Below are 18,949 nucleotides of genomic sequence, written 5' to 3' on the forward strand. Positions count from 1 at the left end.
TACCTTGACTTTGAAGGTGTTTGCCGCCATGCAGAATATATATCAGGTATACATTGGATGGCGTGAATGCGGCACTCATGCGGCAGTGATACTCATGGGAGGCTGGAGTGGTGAATAAGGTCAAGCTCAGGCCCGCAAAGGGCGGGCAAGAGAATACCACGTCACAGGACAGTGGAACGACGAAGAATCTCGAACCCATGAAAGGGCCCGTGAAACTGTCTGTCTTTGAATTGTTCAAAGTCGGTCCCGGCCCTTCCAGTTCGCATACCATCGGACCTATGTTGGCTGGGTTCGATTTCATCCGCAGGGCGGAGGAACTGCCTTTGGAGACGCTTAAGCGTGTTCACAGGATAGATGCCGCGCTGTATGGCTCCCTTGCCGCAACAGGTGCAGGACACGGCACCGACAGGGCGGTGCTGGCGGGATTGCTGGGATTCGCCCCTGATCGCTGCCCGGCTGGTTTTCTGGATACCCTGGCCTCCGCCCCCCGCGCTCCTCATTATATAGACCTGGGAAAGCACAGGCTGCGCATCGGGTTGCACGATGTGCGCAATGCAGCCGTGGTCAACGACTACCCCCATGCCAATACTCTGGTGTTGCGGCTTTTGGCAGGCAAAAGTCTGCAATCTGAATCGCTTTTCGAAATGGAATATTATTCCATCGGGGGCGGTTTCATAGAATGGAAGGGCTATGTCGCTCCGGAGCGGGGCGAACCGGTGCACCCTTATGCAAATGCACAGGAACTGATCAAGGAATTACGGGACAATGACCTACCCCTGGATGTGTTGGTCATGGACAATGAAATGGCCATCACAGGCGCATCTGAAGAAACCATTAACCACAAGCTGGATTTTATCCTCGGGGCAATGGAAAAATCCGTGCAACGGGGCATAAACGCGCACGGCGTCTTGCCTGGTCCCATTGGCCTGATGCGCAAGGCTGCAGGTGTGCAGGAGCGCTCCCTGGCCATGCACTCCCAGGTCAAGCGCTTCCTTGGCCTGCTGAATGCCTATGCTTTTGCCGGCGCAGAGGAAAATGCGGCAGGTCAACCTTCGGTCACGGCGCCTACGCTTGGCTCCTGTGGTGTTGTTCCGGCGGTGAACCAATTGCTTAAGGACCAACTCAGGGTTAGCAAGGCGGACAGGCGGCGCGGTTTGCTGGCTGCTGCCGCCGTGGGGTTTCTGGCCATGCACAATGCCTCCATTGCCGGCGCCGAGGTCGGCTGCCAGGGAGAGGTGGGCGTTGCCTCGAGTATGGCGGCCGCGATGCTCGCCCATTCCATGGGACTGCCCAGACGCTGCGTGCTCAATGCCGCTGAATCCGCCCTGGAACATCACCTGGGCATGACCTGCGACCCTGTGTTGGGGTATGTGCAGGTGCCTTGCGTGGAGCGCAATGCCATGGGGGCAGTAAAAGCCTATAATGCCTATCTTTTGAGTGAAGTTGTGATGCCGGAATGGCACAAGGTGGACCTGGACAAGACCATCCGCGCCATGGCTGAAACAGGGCGTGACATGTGCCCGAAATATAAGGAAACCTCCCAAGGCGGCCTGGCGGCCACCGTCACCTGCTAGATCCACCACAACCTAAGGATAAATTTCATGGCGTCTGGAACCTCGCGTATCATGGGCATGGCCTTTCTTGTCACTGGCAGCATTGTAGGCGCCGGTATCCTGGCGCTGCCCGTCAAGACTGGTCTGGCCGGCTTCATCCCTTCCATGCTTGGGCTTGTTGTTCTCTGGCTGCTTATGACGATAACGGCCCTGATCATTGCAGGGCAGAAATCACTCCAGGCCGGGGAGGCTTCGGATCTACCCTCCTTGTTTGGCGACGCCCTCGGGCCTGTGGGCATGTGGGTGGCGATCCTCGGCAACATGGTCATATTTTACGGCCTCATGGTGGCCTATCTCAGCGGTGCGGCCAGCGTCATTCACGACCTGACCGGGGGAGCGCTGCCCATGTGGTTGAGCATGCTGCTGTTTTTTACCCTTGTCACGGCCGTGGCCTTGTTCGGCATTAATGCTGTGACCAAGGGGAACGCAGTGCTCATGATCCTGATGTGGAGCGCCTTCGCTTTCATGCTGGTGCTGGCGCTCAAACATGCGGACGTGGAAAAGGTGAAGGTCGCGCATTGGGAGATTCTCCCGGCTGCGCTCCCTGTTATCCTTACCTCCTGCAACTTTCACTTTGTCATACCATCCATTTGCCGGGCCATGAATTTCGATCGCAAGGGGATTACCATCGCCATCTGCATCGGCACGACACTTGCCATGCTGATGAACGCCTGCTGGATGCTTGCCGTTACCGGCGTGTTGCCCCTCACCGGGCCAGGGGGCGACGTCACGCCAGGCACGCTTTTGTATACTTTTCAGCATAATCTTCCGGCCACCATCCCCCTTGATACGATCATCAACTCGGAATCGTTCATGATCTGCTCGTCCATGTTCGCGCTTGTCGCCATCAGCACATCCTATCTCACCTGCTGCACCGCACTGGTGGGCTTCTGCGGCGACCTGACCCACCGTATAGGTCTGGGCGGCCGGCGTTGGGCAGTGTGGGGATTGTCGTTTGCTCCCCCTGTTGCCGTGGCGCTCATCGAGCCCGATATCTTTCTGAAGGCGCTCGATGTGGTCGGTGGTGTGGGTATCGGCATACTTTTCGGTCTGTTACCCGGCATATTGCTTTTCAAACAGGCGAAAGCTGCGGGCAAGGGGTGGGTGCGGCCTCTGGCCGCGGTACTGATCTTGTGCTTTGCCTTTGTTCTGGTGTGCGAGTTGGCCCAGGAGGCAGGCATGATGCATCTGGATGCAGATGTAGAGTCCTGGGCGATGAAACCGCCCGTTAAATAGGGCGGAGTGACACAGTACCTTGCCAATGACCCGGGAATGATCTATAAGAAATAATACGCAAGAACCCTTTTACTGTGGGAGGGCGCCATGGATTACAGTATGAATTCCGGCGTTACCATGGACCAGCAGACTTTTGGTGCTGGTGTTGTCGCAAAGACGCTTGATTATATGAATAATACCGGGGGAAGCTCTTTTGCGCCGGTAGACAAGCAAACCTTTGGGGCTGCTGTGGTCAACAAAACGCTGGATTACATGAACAGCGGTGTCATGGGAGGCAATTACGGCGTCAATGACGGCGGCATGAGCCAGACCTACGATTTTTCCAAAGATGTGCTTGGCGCCTACGCCACCGGCATTGGTGCAATAGCGGACATGACAGCCTAGTGCGTTTTCGCACTGCTTGCGTACGCGCCAGCTTCGGGACTCCTGGGGCGGAATCCTGAAAAATATTTAAACACCCTCTCTGTTCCGGTCGATAAGACAGAAAGAGAGGGTGTGTTTTTTTTCGCTAATCGCGGGAAGGAGAATACAAAGGATGTGTGGCAAGGCCGCAGAATCCTTTTGATTCTTCGGTGGTGTCCCAACGCCACATCATGCACATGGAGCCTTGGCAGAACTTGAGCTTGTCATCATGGGTTTTTAATAGGGGGCAATACTTGAATTTTGCCTCGCTTTCCTGCAGCAGCATGTTCTCCTCCGGGGGGTCGGTGTTGTTCTACAGTCTGCAGGGCAGGATAGCGTCAAGACCTTGGCGAAGCAAGCTTCGTCATATACTCTGTAGGCGGTATTTCATCTGGGGGGCGTCATGCCAGTTATGGCAAGGTGTCAAAATGAAAAGCCAAATTGAAAAATATCGCTTGCTTTATGCAGCAAGGCACACTCCTTGCTTACATACTGGCGGACATGCACATGAGCCAAGGAGTTGCCATGAAGATCACTAAAACGCCCCCTGCATTGTTGCTGGTGTCCGCTTTTTTTGCGGCGTTGTGCTTCTTGCCCAATCCAGCCGGGGCCGAGCCCAGCTGGGGCGTCCATGTAGCGTCTTTTCGATCCCCTGTGGGCGCCATTGCCGGATGGCAGGAGGTATTGCACAAATATCCCGATGTCTTGGCCTCTTTGGCCCAGAACTACATTCCTGTAGACATTCCAGGCAAAGGGCGCTTTACCCGCGTGATAGCAGGTATGTTCGGCGATCGCAGCCAGGCCCTTGAGCTTGCCAGAGCGTTACGCAAAAGGGGAGCCTATGCTGATGTATTGCCCCTTGTCGTCGAAAAACCGACGGGAGCGGCAACACCTGCATATGATCCTGGTCATGTACCTGCGCCTGTAGCGCCACGTCAGGTGGCGGTTGCCCCCGTAAAAAAAGTGCAACAACCGGTCGCCCCACTGGCTGAATCGTCCAAGAATCGCCAATCTGCACCTGCCCGTACTGCCAAAGCCGCACCGGCTTCTCCAGAAATGGCCCCCCCAGTTGTCGCCAAGGTAAAGGCGCCTGCTGCACCTTCCCTCGACTCGAAGCGCAAAGACAAGGCTGAAGGTCTGGCGGCGGGCGATGGCGTGCCCATGGCAACGGCAGAAGTGATGGCGCAGCGTGTGAAAGTGCTGGCAAAGGGCATGAACCAACTGCACAAGTATGTGCCCGGGCCGGTGCGCACAACGAGCAGGAAAGGGGTGGATGATGAGCAGGTGGTTGCGCCGGTACGTAAGACGGCAAAGCGAAAAGCCGCTCCGGCAAACGCCCCCCGCGCTGGATTCAAGGATAAAGACAGTATTGCCGAAGATGGTCTGACCCTTGCCACCCCACGCAAGGATATGGGGCGCATTAGCGCACAGTATGGGGACATGACCAAGGAATATGAAGAACAGTCCAAGCTGGCGCCCACTGCGCCGGAAGGCTACCGCAAGGACATGATGCCCTACCTTGGCCTGGGCATACACTTCTGATGCAGTAACGCATATCCGCTGCAATAACGTATTCGTGGGGCAAAGCTACTCGGCTTTGTCCCTTTTTCTTTTGTGGTCCGCCACATCTATTGCTTGACGGGCAACTCCAGATACGACGCAGCGGCAGGGCGCAAAATTCGCAGCGTCGGGGCAGGCCCCTCCTTGGGAGTACGCTCGAATTGGTCCGCATCAGCCCCTGTAATGCTGAAACGAATGCGATGCCCTTTTTGGAACAGCCAGGAAACAGGCAAAAGCTTGAACTGCACCGTGACGGAACTGTTTTCCGGCAGTGGTTGTTCGTCTGCGCGCAGGTAGCTGTGGCAAGGTTCGCCAAGGCACGGGATGGTACCGTTTGCAGCCATTTCCTTGCGATTTGCCAAACGAAACGGCGCCTCCGTCACGTAGCGCACAGTGCCATCAGGGGCCACGTCTTCCAGATAGGCGAACAGCGCAGCGTCAGGGGCATCAGAAAGGAGCTCAAAGGAAGCTATCCCGTGTCCCGTGGTTTCCACATCCTGATCCAAAGGCTCACTTTGCCAATACAAAACGCCTTCTGAATCGATGGGTTGCGGCTGCATGATCACATCGCTGCGAAAAATTTGCGTGCGCCACCTGTTTTTGCCGCCACTCCCCGTGTCATAACGCACCTGCAGTATGTCTGCGTCATCTGCAGACGTCTTGTTACCGGGCTCGGCCGTAAGCTTGTGGCCGGCGTCCAGATGCAGGCGCAGTGGAGAGAATCCTTCAGGCGGCCAGGACTGGGTGGTTTTCCATGCCCCTTCACCCATGGTGTAATAATGGAGCACAGAAGCAGGGCGTTCGCCTTGTCCTTTAAGATAATAATCCAGGAATCTGATCTGTTCGAGGAACTGAACTTTCCGCGGTGGAGACGGGGGCGCGTCCGCAGCGTGAAACGGACTGGTGTCCTGCACGCCGGCATGATTCCACGCGCCGATGACGGCCCGTTGGGGCACATTCAGGTTTGTGAAGCGTTTGAGTAGCGAGGCTGCGTATGCGCCATCGTGCCAGCCGCCCCAGCTGTACCAGGCGGCGTTTCCGGCTTCTGCGGCCTCTTTACCGGAATGGGGGCTGAATCCATCAACATCTGTACCGGCAAGTGGGGAAACATCATCGCGGTAGCGCGCCTGCCGCGCCGCCGCAGCAATATCTACATTTGCAGCATGTTCGGCCAATGCCTGGGAAAGGGCCGCATCCTCCCATGTCAGGGAATTTGAGGCGGCGGTATTGTCGGGTTTGGGAATTGGGCGCGGCCCCCGCACCAGCAGCTCGCCAATGACACCCAGGCCGCCGGGCGTCATGCCCGAATCCAGTTGCTGGTTGAACTCTCCCCAATTTTCCACAAACCAGTTGTTGAAGACACCGCCGGGAAAGGCAATGTCAGTATACGTGTCGTACAGAGAAAATTGCGGCAGCACGGCCTTTAGGGCTGGGTGTGCGCTTATGCCCATGAATTCTGCGGCCGTGCCGGCGTAGGAAATGCCGGATGCCGCAAGGTTCCCGTCGCACCAGGGTTGGGAAATTGCCCAATCCATCAGCTCCACGTAATCCTGGCGCTCTTCCTTAGACCACGGGTACGCGCGCGTGCCAAAAGACGCGCCAGAACCGCGCGCATCCACCAGGACCACGGCGTATCCGTGCGCCACCAGCATGTGTTGGTACAGGTCGGCGCCAAGGCCTTTGTCCAGTCCAAAGCGCAGGTCCCAGGAGCGCCAGTAGCGGGTCGGGATGAACACAGCCGGTAAACGTTCACCTTCCTGCATGTCGGCAGGCAGCAGGACGTCAACCGCGATGCGTACGCCATCACGCATGGGCACATACCAGGAGTGACGCTCCACGTCGAAGTCTTCCCTGTCGGCGGGAAGCTCTGGAACGTATTTGCCCCCGAAAATTTGCGTGAGCAGGGTTTTTTCCTCCTGCGTGGCGCGGACGTTTGGACGTATGGAACCCAGACCGATAATGGCCAGGGCAATGAGTAGGGCAACCAGCAGAACACCAAGCAGCAGCGCACGAATATATATTTTTTTCACAGACATGGGCACTCCCTTTGCCATAGGTATGCCTTGCGAATGTTACCGATGCAAGGGCAACATTCAATCATGCCCGATGTGGAAGAGACGCTGTGTCTGGATCAACTCTCCAGAATGTTATGTAAATCTTTTTCTATGGAGGTGATGCCCGACTTGCAGTCGGGACAAAGCGCCCCATAAAAGGCCAGGGGTTTGTCACAATCCAGCATTTTTGCCTGGCTCAAGGCCATATCCAGAGAAAGCCATTCATTTTCACAGAAAATTTTGTTGCAGATGCTACAGCAAAAATAGTGCTTGCTCATTCCAAAAGCTACGTATTTGTACCAGATATGCTTGGGACGTGGTTTGATCTCCAAGGGGGAGGTGCAAAAGCGGACGGCGTTGTTCGCTAAGGGGGTCATGTCCATGCGCATACGTCGTATAATGCCGGGGGAATCGCAATGAAAAGGGAACGATATCTCACGTTGTCTGGAGCGAACAAACGATAGCATATCTTTGTACAGTAAGCGCATGTCCTCACCAATGATGAAAGTAAATAACGAGGAACCTATCACGTTTGTGGTATTGAGATCAGAGGTTGTATTTTCTTCGAGAAACTCTTTCCAGCTTCCTTCAATATTAAAAATGACGTTTTTAGCATCAATGTCATATATTATTTTTGGTGTTATGTTGTCGCTCATATATCAATCCCCCCGAATTGGTATATGTTGAAGGGGCAAAAGCTGCCATACACAAGATACTACACTAATATAAACATCAACGTCTACAGCTGCTGAAATGATGCGTTTGCCGGTCCGATAATTTGACAGCGATGCCTTTGGTCATAAAAATTGAATTTTTTTGTGGAGTAATGCGTAAGGTCGGCCATCGTGTCTTGATTCTTTTGCACCCCCTTTGTATATCACACCGCATGTGCGCCGCCGAAGGAAAACACGGGCGCTCCTGGAGGTTTGCCCTGAGACTATACATGTGCCCTATGCGCCGGATTCTCGGTATCGCACTGGCAATACTTCTTTTTTCGACTGGAATCGCCACTGCCAGCGGCAATCTAGAGTTCACTTTGCATAAGCTCGGACCTGGCAAGGAGCATGCGCTGCTTCTTGTCGCCGGTATTCAGGGCGATGAACCGGGCGGTTTCAGCGCTGCAAATCTTCTTGTCTCCCAATACCGCATAACAAAGGGAGCGGTCTGGGTTGTGCCCAACCTGAACTTCCTGGCTATTGTGCGCAGTATGCGCGGGGTTTATGGCGACATGAACCGCAAGTTCGCCATGCTCAAGGATCAGGACCCGGACTACGAGACCGTTCGCCGCATCAAAGCCGTCATCCAAAACCCGAATATCGACCTGATTGTGAACATGCACGACGGGAGCGGTTTCTATCGGGATACGTATCAGGACTCCATGCACAACCCCTTGCGTTGGGGGCAGAGTGTCATCATCGACCAGGAGCGCATCGACCGTAACCGGTACGGTGAACTCGCCCAACTGGCGCAGCGTGTTTGTGATCGCGTCAACCGCTCGCTTTACGATCCTGAGCACACTTTGCATGTAAAGAATACCAAAACACGGCTTGGCGATGAAGAAATGGCCAAGACCTTGACATTTTTTGCCATCAATCGTGCAAAAGCAGCCTTTGGCGTGGAGGCCAGCAAAAATCTTTCCTCCGCGCTGCGCACCTACTACCATTTGCAAATGATCGAATCCTTCATGGATTCTATGGGCATCGAGTATGAGCGCCCGTTTGAATTGACCCAGGAAGGTGTAGGGCGCGCCATGCAGCGCAATGTCGCCATGGCCTTTTACGGGAACAAAATTTACCTTGATCTGGAAAACGTACGCAAACGGCTAAATTACGTGCCCTTGCGCAAAGGGAATACCCTGGAATTCACCCCCAGCAATCCCTTGCTGACCATGGTGGGGGATGCCGGCAAAGGCTACGAAGTTTACTACGGCAACAGGCACCTCACCAGCATCCGTCCACAGTATTTTGAGTATGATTTCAGCCTGAATGGGCTTGATTTGCAGGTGGACGGCCACGAAATGCATGTGCCTTTCGGCTCCATTGTCAGCGTTTCCGATACGTTCAAGGTGACGGACATTGAAGGATGCCGCATAAACGCCATCGGCTATACCCACCCCTCCCAGGAAAATGAATCCGGTCTGGAAATCAGCCATGCCGATTTCATGAAGCGGTTTTCCGTGGATAACGATGGTTCTGTCTACCGCGTGGAAGCCTACAAGAACGGCAAGTTTGCAGGGATGGTGCTGGTGCGTTTCGGTGGAGAGGTGGACGTAAGAATGTCAAGCCACGAACTGCCCCCTGCATCGGAAATCGCTGTTCGGCGTAAGTTGCGGGCTCATGGCGATGAAGCCGCCACCATGCTCGAGCAGGGCGTCCACGGTGATTCTCGCTGATGGCCGCTGCATAATCCGAAGCTGTATGCCCGCTATCTCAAGAGCGCTTCCATCCGTTCTTGACTGAATGCCCATTCCTTCAAGATTTTCGCCAAACGCAGATTGTCTTCCGTGCTTCTGACCTGTAGCCGCAGGTAGCCAGGAGGCATGCCCGGTATGGTGTCGCATACCCTTACAAGGACGCCGCGTGCGGCCAGCCAGGCATACAGTGGGCGGGTTTCCTGCTTGTTGCGGAGCTGGCAAAGCAGAAAATTGCACGCCGATGGTGCAATGTGCGTGAACAGTGATGTTCCGGCAAGTGCAGCCCTGAAGGCTTTGCGGCGTTGTGGCAAATCATTGCGCAGGGCACGGAAAGACTCGATGTTGTCGAGCAACGTCAGACCGGCCAGCTCTGCGTACCGGCTCACCATCCACGGGGCGCGTCCTTTACTCATTTCATGCATGATGGGCGATGGCCCCATGGCATAGCCCAGCCTGATGCCGGGCACGCCAAAATGCTTGGTGAAGCTGTGCAGGCTGATGAGGTCGGAGCATCGTTGGGAGTGCTTGCTGAGCATGGCGTGGCTATGCGCGGCAAAGGCCTGGGTCCCCCATGTGAATTCGCGGTATGCCGCATCAAGGATGACGGTCCGGCAGGGCGCCTTGTGCAGCAGCCGCTCCAAAGGCGCGAACGCCTGCCCAGTCGGATTGTTGGGCGAGCAGAGGATGAGCATGTCGTAGCGCCCCCCAGCCAGTGAATCCAGAACCACGTAGAGTTCTTCTGCAGAAAGCTGAAAGTCCTCGTCCGGGTCCAGTGCGTGCAACGCGTAGGGGATATGCAATGATGCGCAGGCGCGCGCATATTCCAGAAATATGGGGCCAACCAGCAATACACGTGCGGGCCGCAGGGTTTTGAGGGTCAGGTAGATGAGCTCGGAAGAACCGTTGCCCACAATGATGTCCTGCGGGGGGATGCCTTCATGCTCGCTGAGAGCCTGACACAGCTCCTGGCAGCACGTATCCGGATAATACGCAAAAGGGTAGTCCAGCTTGCTGAGCAAAGCATGGGCTTTTGGCGCAGCCAGGCTGTCAGCATTATTGCTGAAGTCCAGGATTTGTTCCGGGGGCAACCCCAGATGGCGGGCGGTTTCGATCACCGTGCCCCCGTGAGCGCCCTGCCTGGTAAAGGATGCTGAGCAGGAAGAAAAAGGCGACGTCATGCCGCTGCCTCCTCGCTCTTTTGGCCGGAGAGCAGTTTCCTGCGTATGCAATGATCGGTGTAAAGTTGCTCTACACGGTCGAGCTTGTGCTGCATGCTGAATAATTGTCCCAACTTGAGGCTTGCCTGGCTCCATTGTTCCCGTTCTTCTTGCCCCCTGGCCATGCGCTCCAACGCCTGCGCCAGGGCAGGAATATCACCCGGCGGGGTGAGCAGGCCATTGCCCTGCACGCATTCGGGAACCCCCCCTACGGAGCTGGCCACAACCGGCAATCCCATGCAAACCGCTTCCTGCAGGGTGTTGGGCATGCTTTCGGAAAGCGACGGCAGTACAAATGCGTCGCACAGTTGCAGACAATCCGCCACATGCTGCAGGGGGCCGGGCATGTGCACCTGCGCTCCCAGGTGCAGCTTTTCCACCTGCTCGGCAAAGCGCGATGGCGTGACACCGGCCAAAATCAGCCGGATACGAGGAAAGTCCTTGGCTGCCGATCGTTTGAGCAGCGCAAGAGCTTCAAGCAGTACTTTCGCTCCCTTGTTGTCACTGTCATTTGCCACGCACCCGAAAACCACTTCATCTGCAGCAGCAGGGGGCAGTTCAAATTCATGGCGCGATTTTTCCATGGAGAACTGCGGGGTCACGCGAGTTTCAGGAATGCCATTGTAAACGACGTGCAGCCGCTCTTTTCCAACGCCTTTTTTGCGCAAAACCGCGGCGCATGCTTCAGAATTGACCATGAAGCAGTCAATTCCCGGGGACCAGTATGGCAAAGGATTGTTGGGGCGATACACAACCCCCCTCTGGGCAACGGTTAAAACACCTCGCTTGCGCCAGAACAGGCCCTGCCAGGCAAGCAGCTTGACCGCTTTGTTGTGATAGGCATGGACCACACAAGGGCGTGTGATGCCCCGTGAGCCGGAATGCGAAGGCAGAGTGGCGGCAATGGCGGCGCCCCATTGATTGCGTTGGGGGGGCAGGCGGTGCCAGGGCAGTTCGGGTGCAAGCACAGGCAGCTCGGCATCCGCCGGGGTAAAGAAAATCAGCTCATGACCTCTTTCGAGAAGTCCTTGGGCCGTATACAGCGCCTGACGCGAGCCACCGCTCAGATTGGAAGAGGAAGTGACAAAAACGATTCTCATTGTTCGTATATTTCCAGCAGCTTGTGAGCCATTATGGCGGCGCCGAATCCATTGTCTATATTGACCACGGCAACTCCCTGGGCACATGCATTGAGCATGGTCAACAGGGCTGCCATGCCCTGAAAGCTGGCTCCGTACCCTATGGAGGTGGGAACCGCAATGACGGGACGTCCCGTAAGCCCGGCCAGTACGCTCGGCAGAGCGCCTTCCATCCCAGCGCAGGCAATGAGCAGCCTGGCCTTGGTAAGAGCGTGCAAATGAGGTTCGATTCGCTGCAGGCCCGCCGTGCCCACATCTGTTATGAGCCCGGGGTCCACCCCCAGGAAGCGCGACGTGCCAAGAGCCTCGAGGGCAACAGGGAGATCGGCCTCTCCCGCCGTGACAATAATGCACTCCCCAGTTGGCAAGGGAGCTTTGGAGCTGCGTAACGCCCAGCCTCCCAAAGCGAACAGTCCGGCCTCTTGCCAGTATTCACCGCCGGCAAATGTTGCGGCAAGCCCTTTTCCCTGTCGGGGGGAGACTCTTGTGGCCAGAGCCGGCTGCCGTGAACGTTGCAAGGCGCTAACAGCAGCACAAAGTTGCTCAACGTTTTTACCGGGGGCGAACACCACTTCCGCTAACCCGGTGTGCGATTCTTGCCCCAGCTCTGGAGAAATGCCGGCAGCATTGCTCATGGACGGCGCAGCCCGCAACCTGGAAAGCGCCTTTTCAGGTGCAAGGTTGCCGGAAGCGACCTCGCGCAATAGCTGCAACAGTGCATCATCGTGCATGCTTGTCTCCTTGGCAAAGTTGCGTCATCCTACCGGAGAGCGATTAGCGACTGCTTTTTATTACTTTGAATATGCGATTCGCGCCACGGCAAAGAAGTGTACACGCCACATACCAGAATAACAGGCTTTTTCGTCAAAACCGCTCACGGTAAGCAGCAGGCTACGAGAGCAATGGAGAGCGGTCAAGCCGTGGAAAATAACGATAAAAGCTCCCCGTTCGCGAAAAAATGCAACAGAATCGTTGAAATGCTTCCCGCTTATGGCTATTGAGAAGGCCATGCCCAGCCGAAAACTGCTCTTCATTGCTCCGCCCCAATCCATTACGCGCATATTTCCGCTGATGAAAGAGGACGGATACGAGGCCGGATTGGCCGAAAATCTCACGGGTGCGTTGGGTTTTATCAAAAAATCCGCGCCAGAGATCGTATTTTCTCGCCCCCGTATGCCTGGCTATCGTGCTGAAGATCTTCTGGCCCATGCCGCCCAGGAAAAAAATTTTCCTCCTGTCGTTATTTTCACGGATCAAGGTACGGCTGAAGAAGCCAAGAAATTGCTGGAGCTGGGCGCAAGAGACTACTGGCTCGAACCCCTTGAGTGGGAAAAGATAGAGGCAATGGTGCCGGTGGCGAATGGTCGCGGCGCTGGTGCCGCGCCGCAGGCTCCGGCTGGGCCTGCCCAACCTGCTGCGACTTCTGGCAGTGGCGCTGCGCAGAAACCAAGTGCGCCCCCTGTTTTTGATGCAGGGAGTGGCTTCAGCATAATCGGCCAGCACCCCGCCATAAGCAGGGTGCTTTCATTGGCCAGACAGGTGGCCCGCTCCAAGGCTACGGTGCTTATCTCCGGAGAGTCCGGCACGGGTAAGGAAATGTTCGCCCGTTTTGTGCACACCCATAGTGATCGCAATGACAAACCGTTCATTGCCGTCAACTGTGCAGCCCTGCCAGAGCATCTTCTGGAGAGTGAACTCTTTGGGCACGAAAAGGGCGCTTTTACCGGCGCTATCCAACGCAAGCTGGGACGCTTCGAGTTGGCGGACAAGGGCACCCTGCTGCTCGATGAAATCTCCGAGATGGACCTGGGGCTCCAGGCAAAGCTCTTGCGCGTGCTGCAGGAGGGCGAACTGGACCGTGTGGGCGGCACTGAAACCGTTAAGGTGGATGTGCGCGTGCTGGCAACGACCAACCGCAACCTTCAGGAATGGGTGGACTCGGGCAAGTTCCGGCAGGACCTGTTTTTCCGGCTCAATGTCATCCCATTGAAATTGCCGGCGTTGCGGGATCGAGGGGATGACGTGCTGCACCTGGCGCGTTTTTTTGTGGAAAAATACCGGGGGCAGTATGGGTTGCCTTCCACGGATTTCTCCAAGGAAGCTGTGGACTGGCTCAAAAACTATGAATGGCCCGGCAACGTGCGTGAACTGCAGAACCTCATGGAGCGTTCCATCCTGCTTGCAGGGGGGGGAGTTGTTCAGAAACAGCATTTTCTGCTGGACGATGAAGACTACTGGCCCCCTGTGGAAGGCGAGGCGGAATCCGTGGCGGATGCCTCTGGCGCCGTGCCGGGAGCAGACGACATTGCGGATGCCGCTGCTGCTGTGGCCTCTGTCGGCGGCGTGCCCCGCCCCTTGAGCGGTGAGATGGCGGAGCAGTTCCTTGGGGGCAAGGTCATGTCCTTGCAGGAAATGGAGCGCATTATGATTATGCGCGGCCTGGAGCACACCTCTGGCAACCGCACCCAGGCTGCCGAATTGCTGGGCATTTCCGTACGCACCCTGCGCAATAAACTCAATGAGTACCGCAGCCAGGGGCTGGATATTCCTTAGGCCCGGCTCTGGTTGTCGCCTGCTCTGCATCCACATGAGCGAAAACAAATGCTTTCGCTCCACCTTCTGCTTTTCCTCGTTCCAAGCTGACGTAGCAGGAATCCTTCCACCAGAATGGGGCGCTATGTTCTTGCACTCTGTCATTCCCGCGGTAGCGGGCATCCAGTGACTTTCGTCTTCCTTGCGATGCTGGGCGGCCATAAAGGCAACCCCTGGATCCCCGATTTCTCGGGGATGACAGGGCGTTTTTGCTGCACCATCAGAAGAGGGCAGGCTGTCGCGCCATGCAAATGTCGTTTGGAATCGGTCCGACAGGTGGGAGACATCTGCCCAGCCGCCCAGTCATTCCCGCGGCTGCGGGAATCCAGAGCCTTTTGTCTTCCTTCTCGCGGTGTTGTGCCGGGCATAAAGGCAAACCCTGTATCCCCGATTTCTCGGGGATGTCAGTGCGTTGTTGCAGCACCATCAGAAGAGGGCAGGCCGTCGCGCCATGCCAATTGACGTTTGGAAGCGGTCAGACAGGTGAGAGACATCTGCCCCGCCGCCCTGTCATTCCCGCGGTAGCGGGCATCCAGTGACTTTCGTCTTCCTTGCGATGCTGGGCGGCCATAAAGGCAACCCCTGGATCCCCGATTTCTCGGGGATGACAGGGCGTTTTTGCTGCACCATCAGAAGAGGGCAGGCTGTCGCGCCATGCAAATGTCGTTTGGAATCGGTCCGACAGGTGGGAGACATCTGCCCAGCCGCCCAGTCATTCCCGCGGCTGCGGGAATCCAGAGCCTTTTGTCTTCCTTCTCGCGGTGTTGTGCCGGGCATAAAGGCAAACCCTGTATCCCCGATTTCTCGGGGATGTCAGTGCGTTGTTGCAGCACCATCAGAAGAGGGCAGGCCGTCGCGCCATGCCAATTGACGTTTGGAAGCGGTCAGACAGGTGAGAGACATCTGCCCCGCCGCCCTGTCATTCCCGCGGTAGCGGGAATCCAGTGACTTTCGTCTTCCTTGCGATGCTGGGCGGCCATAAAGGCAACCCCTGGATCCCCGATTTCTCGGGGATGACAGGGCGTTTTTGCTGCACCATCAGAAGAGGGCAGGCCGTCGCGCCTTACCAATTGACGTTTGGAATCGGTCAGACAGGTGAGAGACATCTGCCCAACCACCCTGTCATTCCCGCGGCGGCGGGAATCCAGTGTCTTTTGTCTTCCTTCTCGCGGTGCTAAGCCGGGCATAAAGGCAAACCCTGTATCCCCGATTTCTCGGGGATGACAGCGCGTTTTGGCTGCACCATTAGAAGAGGGCAGGCCGTCGCGCCATGCCAATTGGCGTTTGGAAGCGGTCCGACAGGTGAGAGACATCTGCCCAGCCACCCTGTCATTCCCGCGGCAGCGGGAATCCAGTGACTTTCGTCTTCCTTGCGATGCTGGGCGGCCATAAAGGCAACCCCTGGATCCCCGATTTCTCGGGGATGACAGGGCGTTTTTGCTGCACCATCAGAAGAGGGCAGGCCGTCGCGCCATGCCAATTGACGTTTGGAAGCGGTCAGACAGGTGAGAGACATCTGCCCCGCCGCCCTGTCATTCCCGCGGCGGCGGGAATCCAGTATGTTTTGTCATGAGTTTTTATCAGTTCGTGCATTTGTTCCCGCGGGTTGGCAGGTGGACCCCCTGCATGATACGCAGCACCCTGCATGTAAACAGACTATCCTGGGGAGTTCCTCGGGCTGGCCATATTTTTTTGAGGAGGATTGTTCATGAACCTTTTGTCAACGCAGATTGCAGGATACATCCAGCACGCATCCTGGATCAGAAAGATGTTCGAGACCGGCATGTTGCTCAAACAGCAACACGGTGAAGAAGCAGTATGCGACTTCAGCCTCGGGAATCCCGACTTGCCCCCACCGGCCATATTGAAAGACGCCATGCACGAGCTTGCGGAAAAAGCGGACAAGCCTTTTGCATTCGGCTACATGCCGAACCCGGGATACCCCTGGGCGCGCCAGGCTCTGGCCGAAAAACTTACCCAAGAACAGGGCGTTCAGGTCGGCATGGAAGATGTGACCATCACTTGCGGCGCTGCAGGCGCTTTGAATTGTCTTTTCCGTGCAGTGCTCAATCCGGGGGATGTGGTCCTGGGCATTGCCCCGTATTTTGTTGAATATGGTTTTTATACGGAAAATCATGGCGCCAGCTTTAAAAGTGTTCCCGCCAATAAAGAGGATTTTTCTCTGGATCTGGACGCCATCGAAGATGCCCTGGACGAAAAGGTGCGCGTTGTGCTGATCAACTCGCCCCATAACCCCACGGGACAGGTCTACGGACGCGAAGAGTTGGAAGGCCTGGCAAAGGTGCTGACCCGCGCTGGAAAAAAATACGGCCGCCCCATCTTTTTGGCGTCGGATGAGCCTTACCGTTTTCTGGCTTATGACGGGGTCGAGGTGCCAAGCGTCTTGAAACTCTACCCCTATAGTGTTGTGCTGAGCTCCTTCTCCAAGAATCTGGCTCTGGCTGGTGAGCGCGTGGGCTATGCGCTTTTGGCGCCGGATATGCCGAACAAATCGCAGCTTGCCGAGGGGCTGGTGCTGGCCAACCGCATTCTGGGCTTTGTGAACGCGCCTTCGGTTGGTCAGGCGTTGATGGCCAAATGCCTTAACGCTTCTGTGGATATCAGCATCTATGACGCCCGCCGCAAGGCAATGGCCAAGGTCTTGGATGATGCCGGATACGAGTATGTGATGCCCAAGGGGGCGTTTTACTTCTTCCCCAAGGCGCCAGGTGGCGACGACGTCGCTTTTGTGCAAAAGCTGCAGGAACAGCTTGTGCTGGCCGTCCCCGGCTCGGGATTCGGCTGCCCCGGACATTTTCGCCTGAGTTTTTGCGTGGGGCAGGAAGTCATTGAGCGCTCCGCAAAGGGTTTTGCCGCTGCAAAGAAATAGTTTTGTTTTTTCAGGGTTGCCTGTAAGCAAAGGCCTCCAGCTTGCTGGGGGCCTTTGCCGTCTCTCGCGGGGCGCATTTGCGCCTGGCTGGGCTGTGTTTGTCCAGCGCCGCATCTCACGACTCTTTTTGAGGACGCAATACCAGGGGCGCCTTGCTCCGGCCCGTAATGGATTTGCTTGACATAAGCACGGCAGGTGGCGTAACGACTCCTGTTTCACCTCTGTTTGTAACAATGGATGCATGATGTTCGATAGCCTTTCAGACCGCCTGAACGACGTATTTAAGCGCTTTCGCGGCCAGGGCCGTTTGGATGAGACAAACATCCAGGCGGGACTGCGTGAAGTGCGTTTGGCCCTGTTGGAAGCCGACGTCAACTTCAAGGTCGTCAAAGACTTTGTGGAGCGCGTGCGCGAGCGCTGCATGGGGCAGGATGTCCTCAAAAGCCTGACCCCGGGGCAGCAGGTCGTCAAGATCGTGCACGAGGAGCTCATCGAGCTGCTGGGGGGCGAGCAGGAAGGGCTGGACCTGCGCGGCAAGCAGCCTGCCGTGGTCATGCTTGTGGGCCTGCAGGGCTCTGGTAAGACCACCAGCGCCGCTAAGCTTGCTCTGCACCTGCGTAAGCAGAAAATGCGCCCCTATTTGGCTCCTGCAGACGTTTACCGTCCTGCGGCCATTGCGCAGTTGCATGCGCTTTCCAAGCAGATTGACGTGCCGGCGTATGCCTCCACCACGGAGATGAGCCCGGTCGATATCGCGCTCAAGGCCCGTGAAGATGCCAAGGAGCAGGGCTGCAACATCGTGCTGCTTGATACTGCAGGGCGTTTGCACATTGATGAAGACTTGATGCAGGAACTGGCTGCCATCAAGGAACACGTTGCGCCCCAGGAAATTTTGTTCGTGGCCGACGCCATGACCGGTCAGGATGTGGTCAGTGTAGCCGAGCGCTTCAATGACCTGCTGGATGTTTCCGGCATTGTGCTGACCAAAATGGATGGCGACGCCCGCGGCGGTGCGGCGCTTTCCGTCAAGTCCGTGACGGGAAAGCCGATCAAATTTATCGGTGTTGGTGAAAAACTCTCCGAGCTGGATGTTTTTCACCCTGACCGTATTGCAGGGCGTATTCTGGGCATGGGCGACGTGCTCAGCCTCATTGAAAAGGCGGAGTCCACCTTTGAGAAGGACGAAGCCGAAGCCATGGCCAAGAAGTTGTCCAAGGCTGAATTCGACTTTGAGGACTTTCGCACCCAGATGCGCCGGTTGAAAAAGCTGGGGTCTTTGGAAGGGTTGCTCAAGATGATTCCCGGAATGGGGGACATGCGTAAAAAATTGGGCGACATTCAGGTCCCCGAGAAAGACATGGGCCGCATTGAGGCCATCATCAGCTCCATGACCATGGAGGAGCGGCGTCAGCCAAAGGTTATCAACCAGAGCCGCAAGGAGCGTATTGCCAAAGGTAGTGGCGTGGACATTGCCGAGGTCAATCAGCTCATTAAAAATTTCGAGAACATGCGGCAGATGATGAAAAAGATGATGGGCGGCAAGGGCAAGAAGGGCAAAATGCCCGCCATGCCCAAGATGCCCGGCGGCATGCCTGGAATGGGAGGCATGCCTGGAATGGGTGGCATGGGCGGCATGCCCGGACTGCCCGGAATGGACGGAATGCCCGGACTGCCCGGAATGGACGGAATGCCCGGAGCGGGCAACCGCCCCACAGGCAGTAAGGCCACCAAGAAAAAGAAAGACAAACGCAAGAAGCGCAAGAAGCGCAAGAAGCGCTGATTTTGATTGTTTTTCCCCGACGCTTGCCATTTTCGCGCGAAACCATATTATGT

General features: G+C 56.3%; 14 protein-coding genes. 8 read left to right on the plus strand and 6 right to left on the minus strand.

The window, feature by feature from the left end:
- The first annotated feature begins 197 nt into the window (after positions 1-197).
- From ACZ5EH_RS12840 to ACZ5EH_RS12850, 3 genes are all read left to right on the plus strand, one after another.
- The gene (locus ACZ5EH_RS12840; RefSeq protein WP_464278297.1) at positions 198-1,574 is read left to right on the plus strand and encodes an L-serine ammonia-lyase; all 1,377 of its coding nucleotides are present in this window, start codon (positions 198-200) and stop codon (positions 1,572-1,574) included.
- A gap of 27 nt (positions 1,575-1,601) precedes the next feature.
- Positions 1,602-2,849 carry an aromatic amino acid transport family protein gene (locus ACZ5EH_RS12845; protein WP_464274276.1) on the plus strand — a complete coding sequence of 416 codons (1,248 nt, stop codon included), beginning with the start codon at positions 1,602-1,604 and terminating at the stop codon, positions 2,847-2,849.
- Positions 2,850-2,936: 87 nt separating this feature from the next.
- Positions 2,937-3,233: a hypothetical protein gene (locus ACZ5EH_RS12850; RefSeq protein ID WP_464274277.1), complete on the plus strand. Its 297-nt coding sequence runs from the start codon at positions 2,937-2,939 to the stop codon at positions 3,231-3,233.
- A gap of 124 nt (positions 3,234-3,357) precedes the next feature.
- On the opposite strand, the gene ACZ5EH_RS12855 is transcribed toward ACZ5EH_RS12850, so the two are convergent.
- Complete coding sequence (locus ACZ5EH_RS12855) at positions 3,358-3,537, minus strand: hypothetical protein (RefSeq protein ID WP_464274278.1); 180 nt, start codon at positions 3,535-3,537, stop codon at positions 3,358-3,360.
- Between the two features lie 239 nt (positions 3,538-3,776).
- Between ACZ5EH_RS12855 and ACZ5EH_RS12860 the strand changes: the two genes are divergently transcribed.
- A complete protein-coding gene (locus tag ACZ5EH_RS12860) occupies positions 3,777-4,793 on the plus strand; it encodes an SPOR domain-containing protein (protein ID WP_464274279.1) in 1,017 nt (338 codons plus the stop codon).
- An 86-nt stretch (positions 4,794-4,879) separates the two neighbouring features.
- On the opposite strand, the gene ACZ5EH_RS12865 is transcribed toward ACZ5EH_RS12860, so the two are convergent.
- Both ACZ5EH_RS12865 and ACZ5EH_RS12870 read right to left on the minus strand, forming a co-directional pair.
- Positions 4,880-6,847: a CocE/NonD family hydrolase gene (locus ACZ5EH_RS12865; RefSeq protein ID WP_464274280.1), complete on the minus strand. Its 1,968-nt coding sequence runs from the start codon at positions 6,845-6,847 to the stop codon at positions 4,880-4,882.
- A 95-nt stretch (positions 6,848-6,942) separates the two neighbouring features.
- Complete coding sequence (locus tag ACZ5EH_RS12870; protein ID WP_464274281.1) at positions 6,943-7,521, minus strand: hypothetical protein; 579 nt, start codon at positions 7,519-7,521, stop codon at positions 6,943-6,945.
- 287 nt (positions 7,522-7,808) lie between these two features.
- Here ACZ5EH_RS12870 and ACZ5EH_RS12875 point away from each other — a divergent pair, with 287 nt between their 5' ends.
- Positions 7,809-9,257 carry a M99 family carboxypeptidase catalytic domain-containing protein gene (locus ACZ5EH_RS12875; protein ID WP_464274282.1) on the plus strand — a complete coding sequence of 483 codons (1,449 nt, stop codon included), beginning with the start codon at positions 7,809-7,811 and terminating at the stop codon, positions 9,255-9,257.
- 32 nt (positions 9,258-9,289) lie between these two features.
- Here ACZ5EH_RS12875 and ACZ5EH_RS12880 read toward each other — a convergent pair whose 3' ends face one another.
- From ACZ5EH_RS12880 to larB, 3 genes are read right to left on the minus strand one after another with little or no spacing between them, the layout of a single operon-like run.
- On the minus strand, positions 9,290-10,456 hold the full coding sequence (locus ACZ5EH_RS12880) for a pyridoxal phosphate-dependent aminotransferase (protein WP_464274283.1): 1,167 nt from the start codon (positions 10,454-10,456) through the stop codon (positions 9,290-9,292).
- A complete protein-coding gene (locus ACZ5EH_RS12885; protein WP_464274284.1) occupies positions 10,453-11,595 on the minus strand; it encodes a glycosyltransferase family 4 protein in 1,143 nt (380 codons plus the stop codon). The genes ACZ5EH_RS12880 and ACZ5EH_RS12885 overlap by 4 nt, the downstream gene beginning before the upstream one ends.
- Positions 11,592-12,365 (minus strand): nickel pincer cofactor biosynthesis protein LarB, encoded by a 774-nt coding sequence (gene larB, locus ACZ5EH_RS12890; RefSeq protein ID WP_464274285.1) that lies wholly within the window; start codon positions 12,363-12,365, stop codon positions 11,592-11,594. Before larB ends, ACZ5EH_RS12885 begins: the two co-directional genes overlap by 4 nt.
- Positions 12,366-12,642: 277 nt before the next feature.
- On the opposite strand from larB, the gene ACZ5EH_RS12895 reads away from it, so the two are divergent.
- From ACZ5EH_RS12895 to ffh, 3 genes are all read left to right on the plus strand, one after another.
- Positions 12,643-14,187 carry a sigma-54 dependent transcriptional regulator gene (locus ACZ5EH_RS12895; protein WP_464274286.1) on the plus strand — a complete coding sequence of 515 codons (1,545 nt, stop codon included), beginning with the start codon at positions 12,643-12,645 and terminating at the stop codon, positions 14,185-14,187.
- A gap of 1,747 nt (positions 14,188-15,934) precedes the next feature.
- Positions 15,935-17,116: a pyridoxal phosphate-dependent aminotransferase gene (locus ACZ5EH_RS12900; RefSeq protein WP_464274287.1), complete on the plus strand. Its 1,182-nt coding sequence runs from the start codon at positions 15,935-15,937 to the stop codon at positions 17,114-17,116.
- A gap of 244 nt (positions 17,117-17,360) precedes the next feature.
- Positions 17,361-18,896, plus strand: a complete 1,536-nt coding sequence (ffh, locus tag ACZ5EH_RS12905; protein ID WP_464278298.1) for a signal recognition particle protein — start codon at positions 17,361-17,363, stop codon at positions 18,894-18,896.
- Positions 18,897-18,949: the final 53 nt, after the last annotated feature.

It is taken from the genome of Desulfovibrio biadhensis, assembly GCF_055388615.1.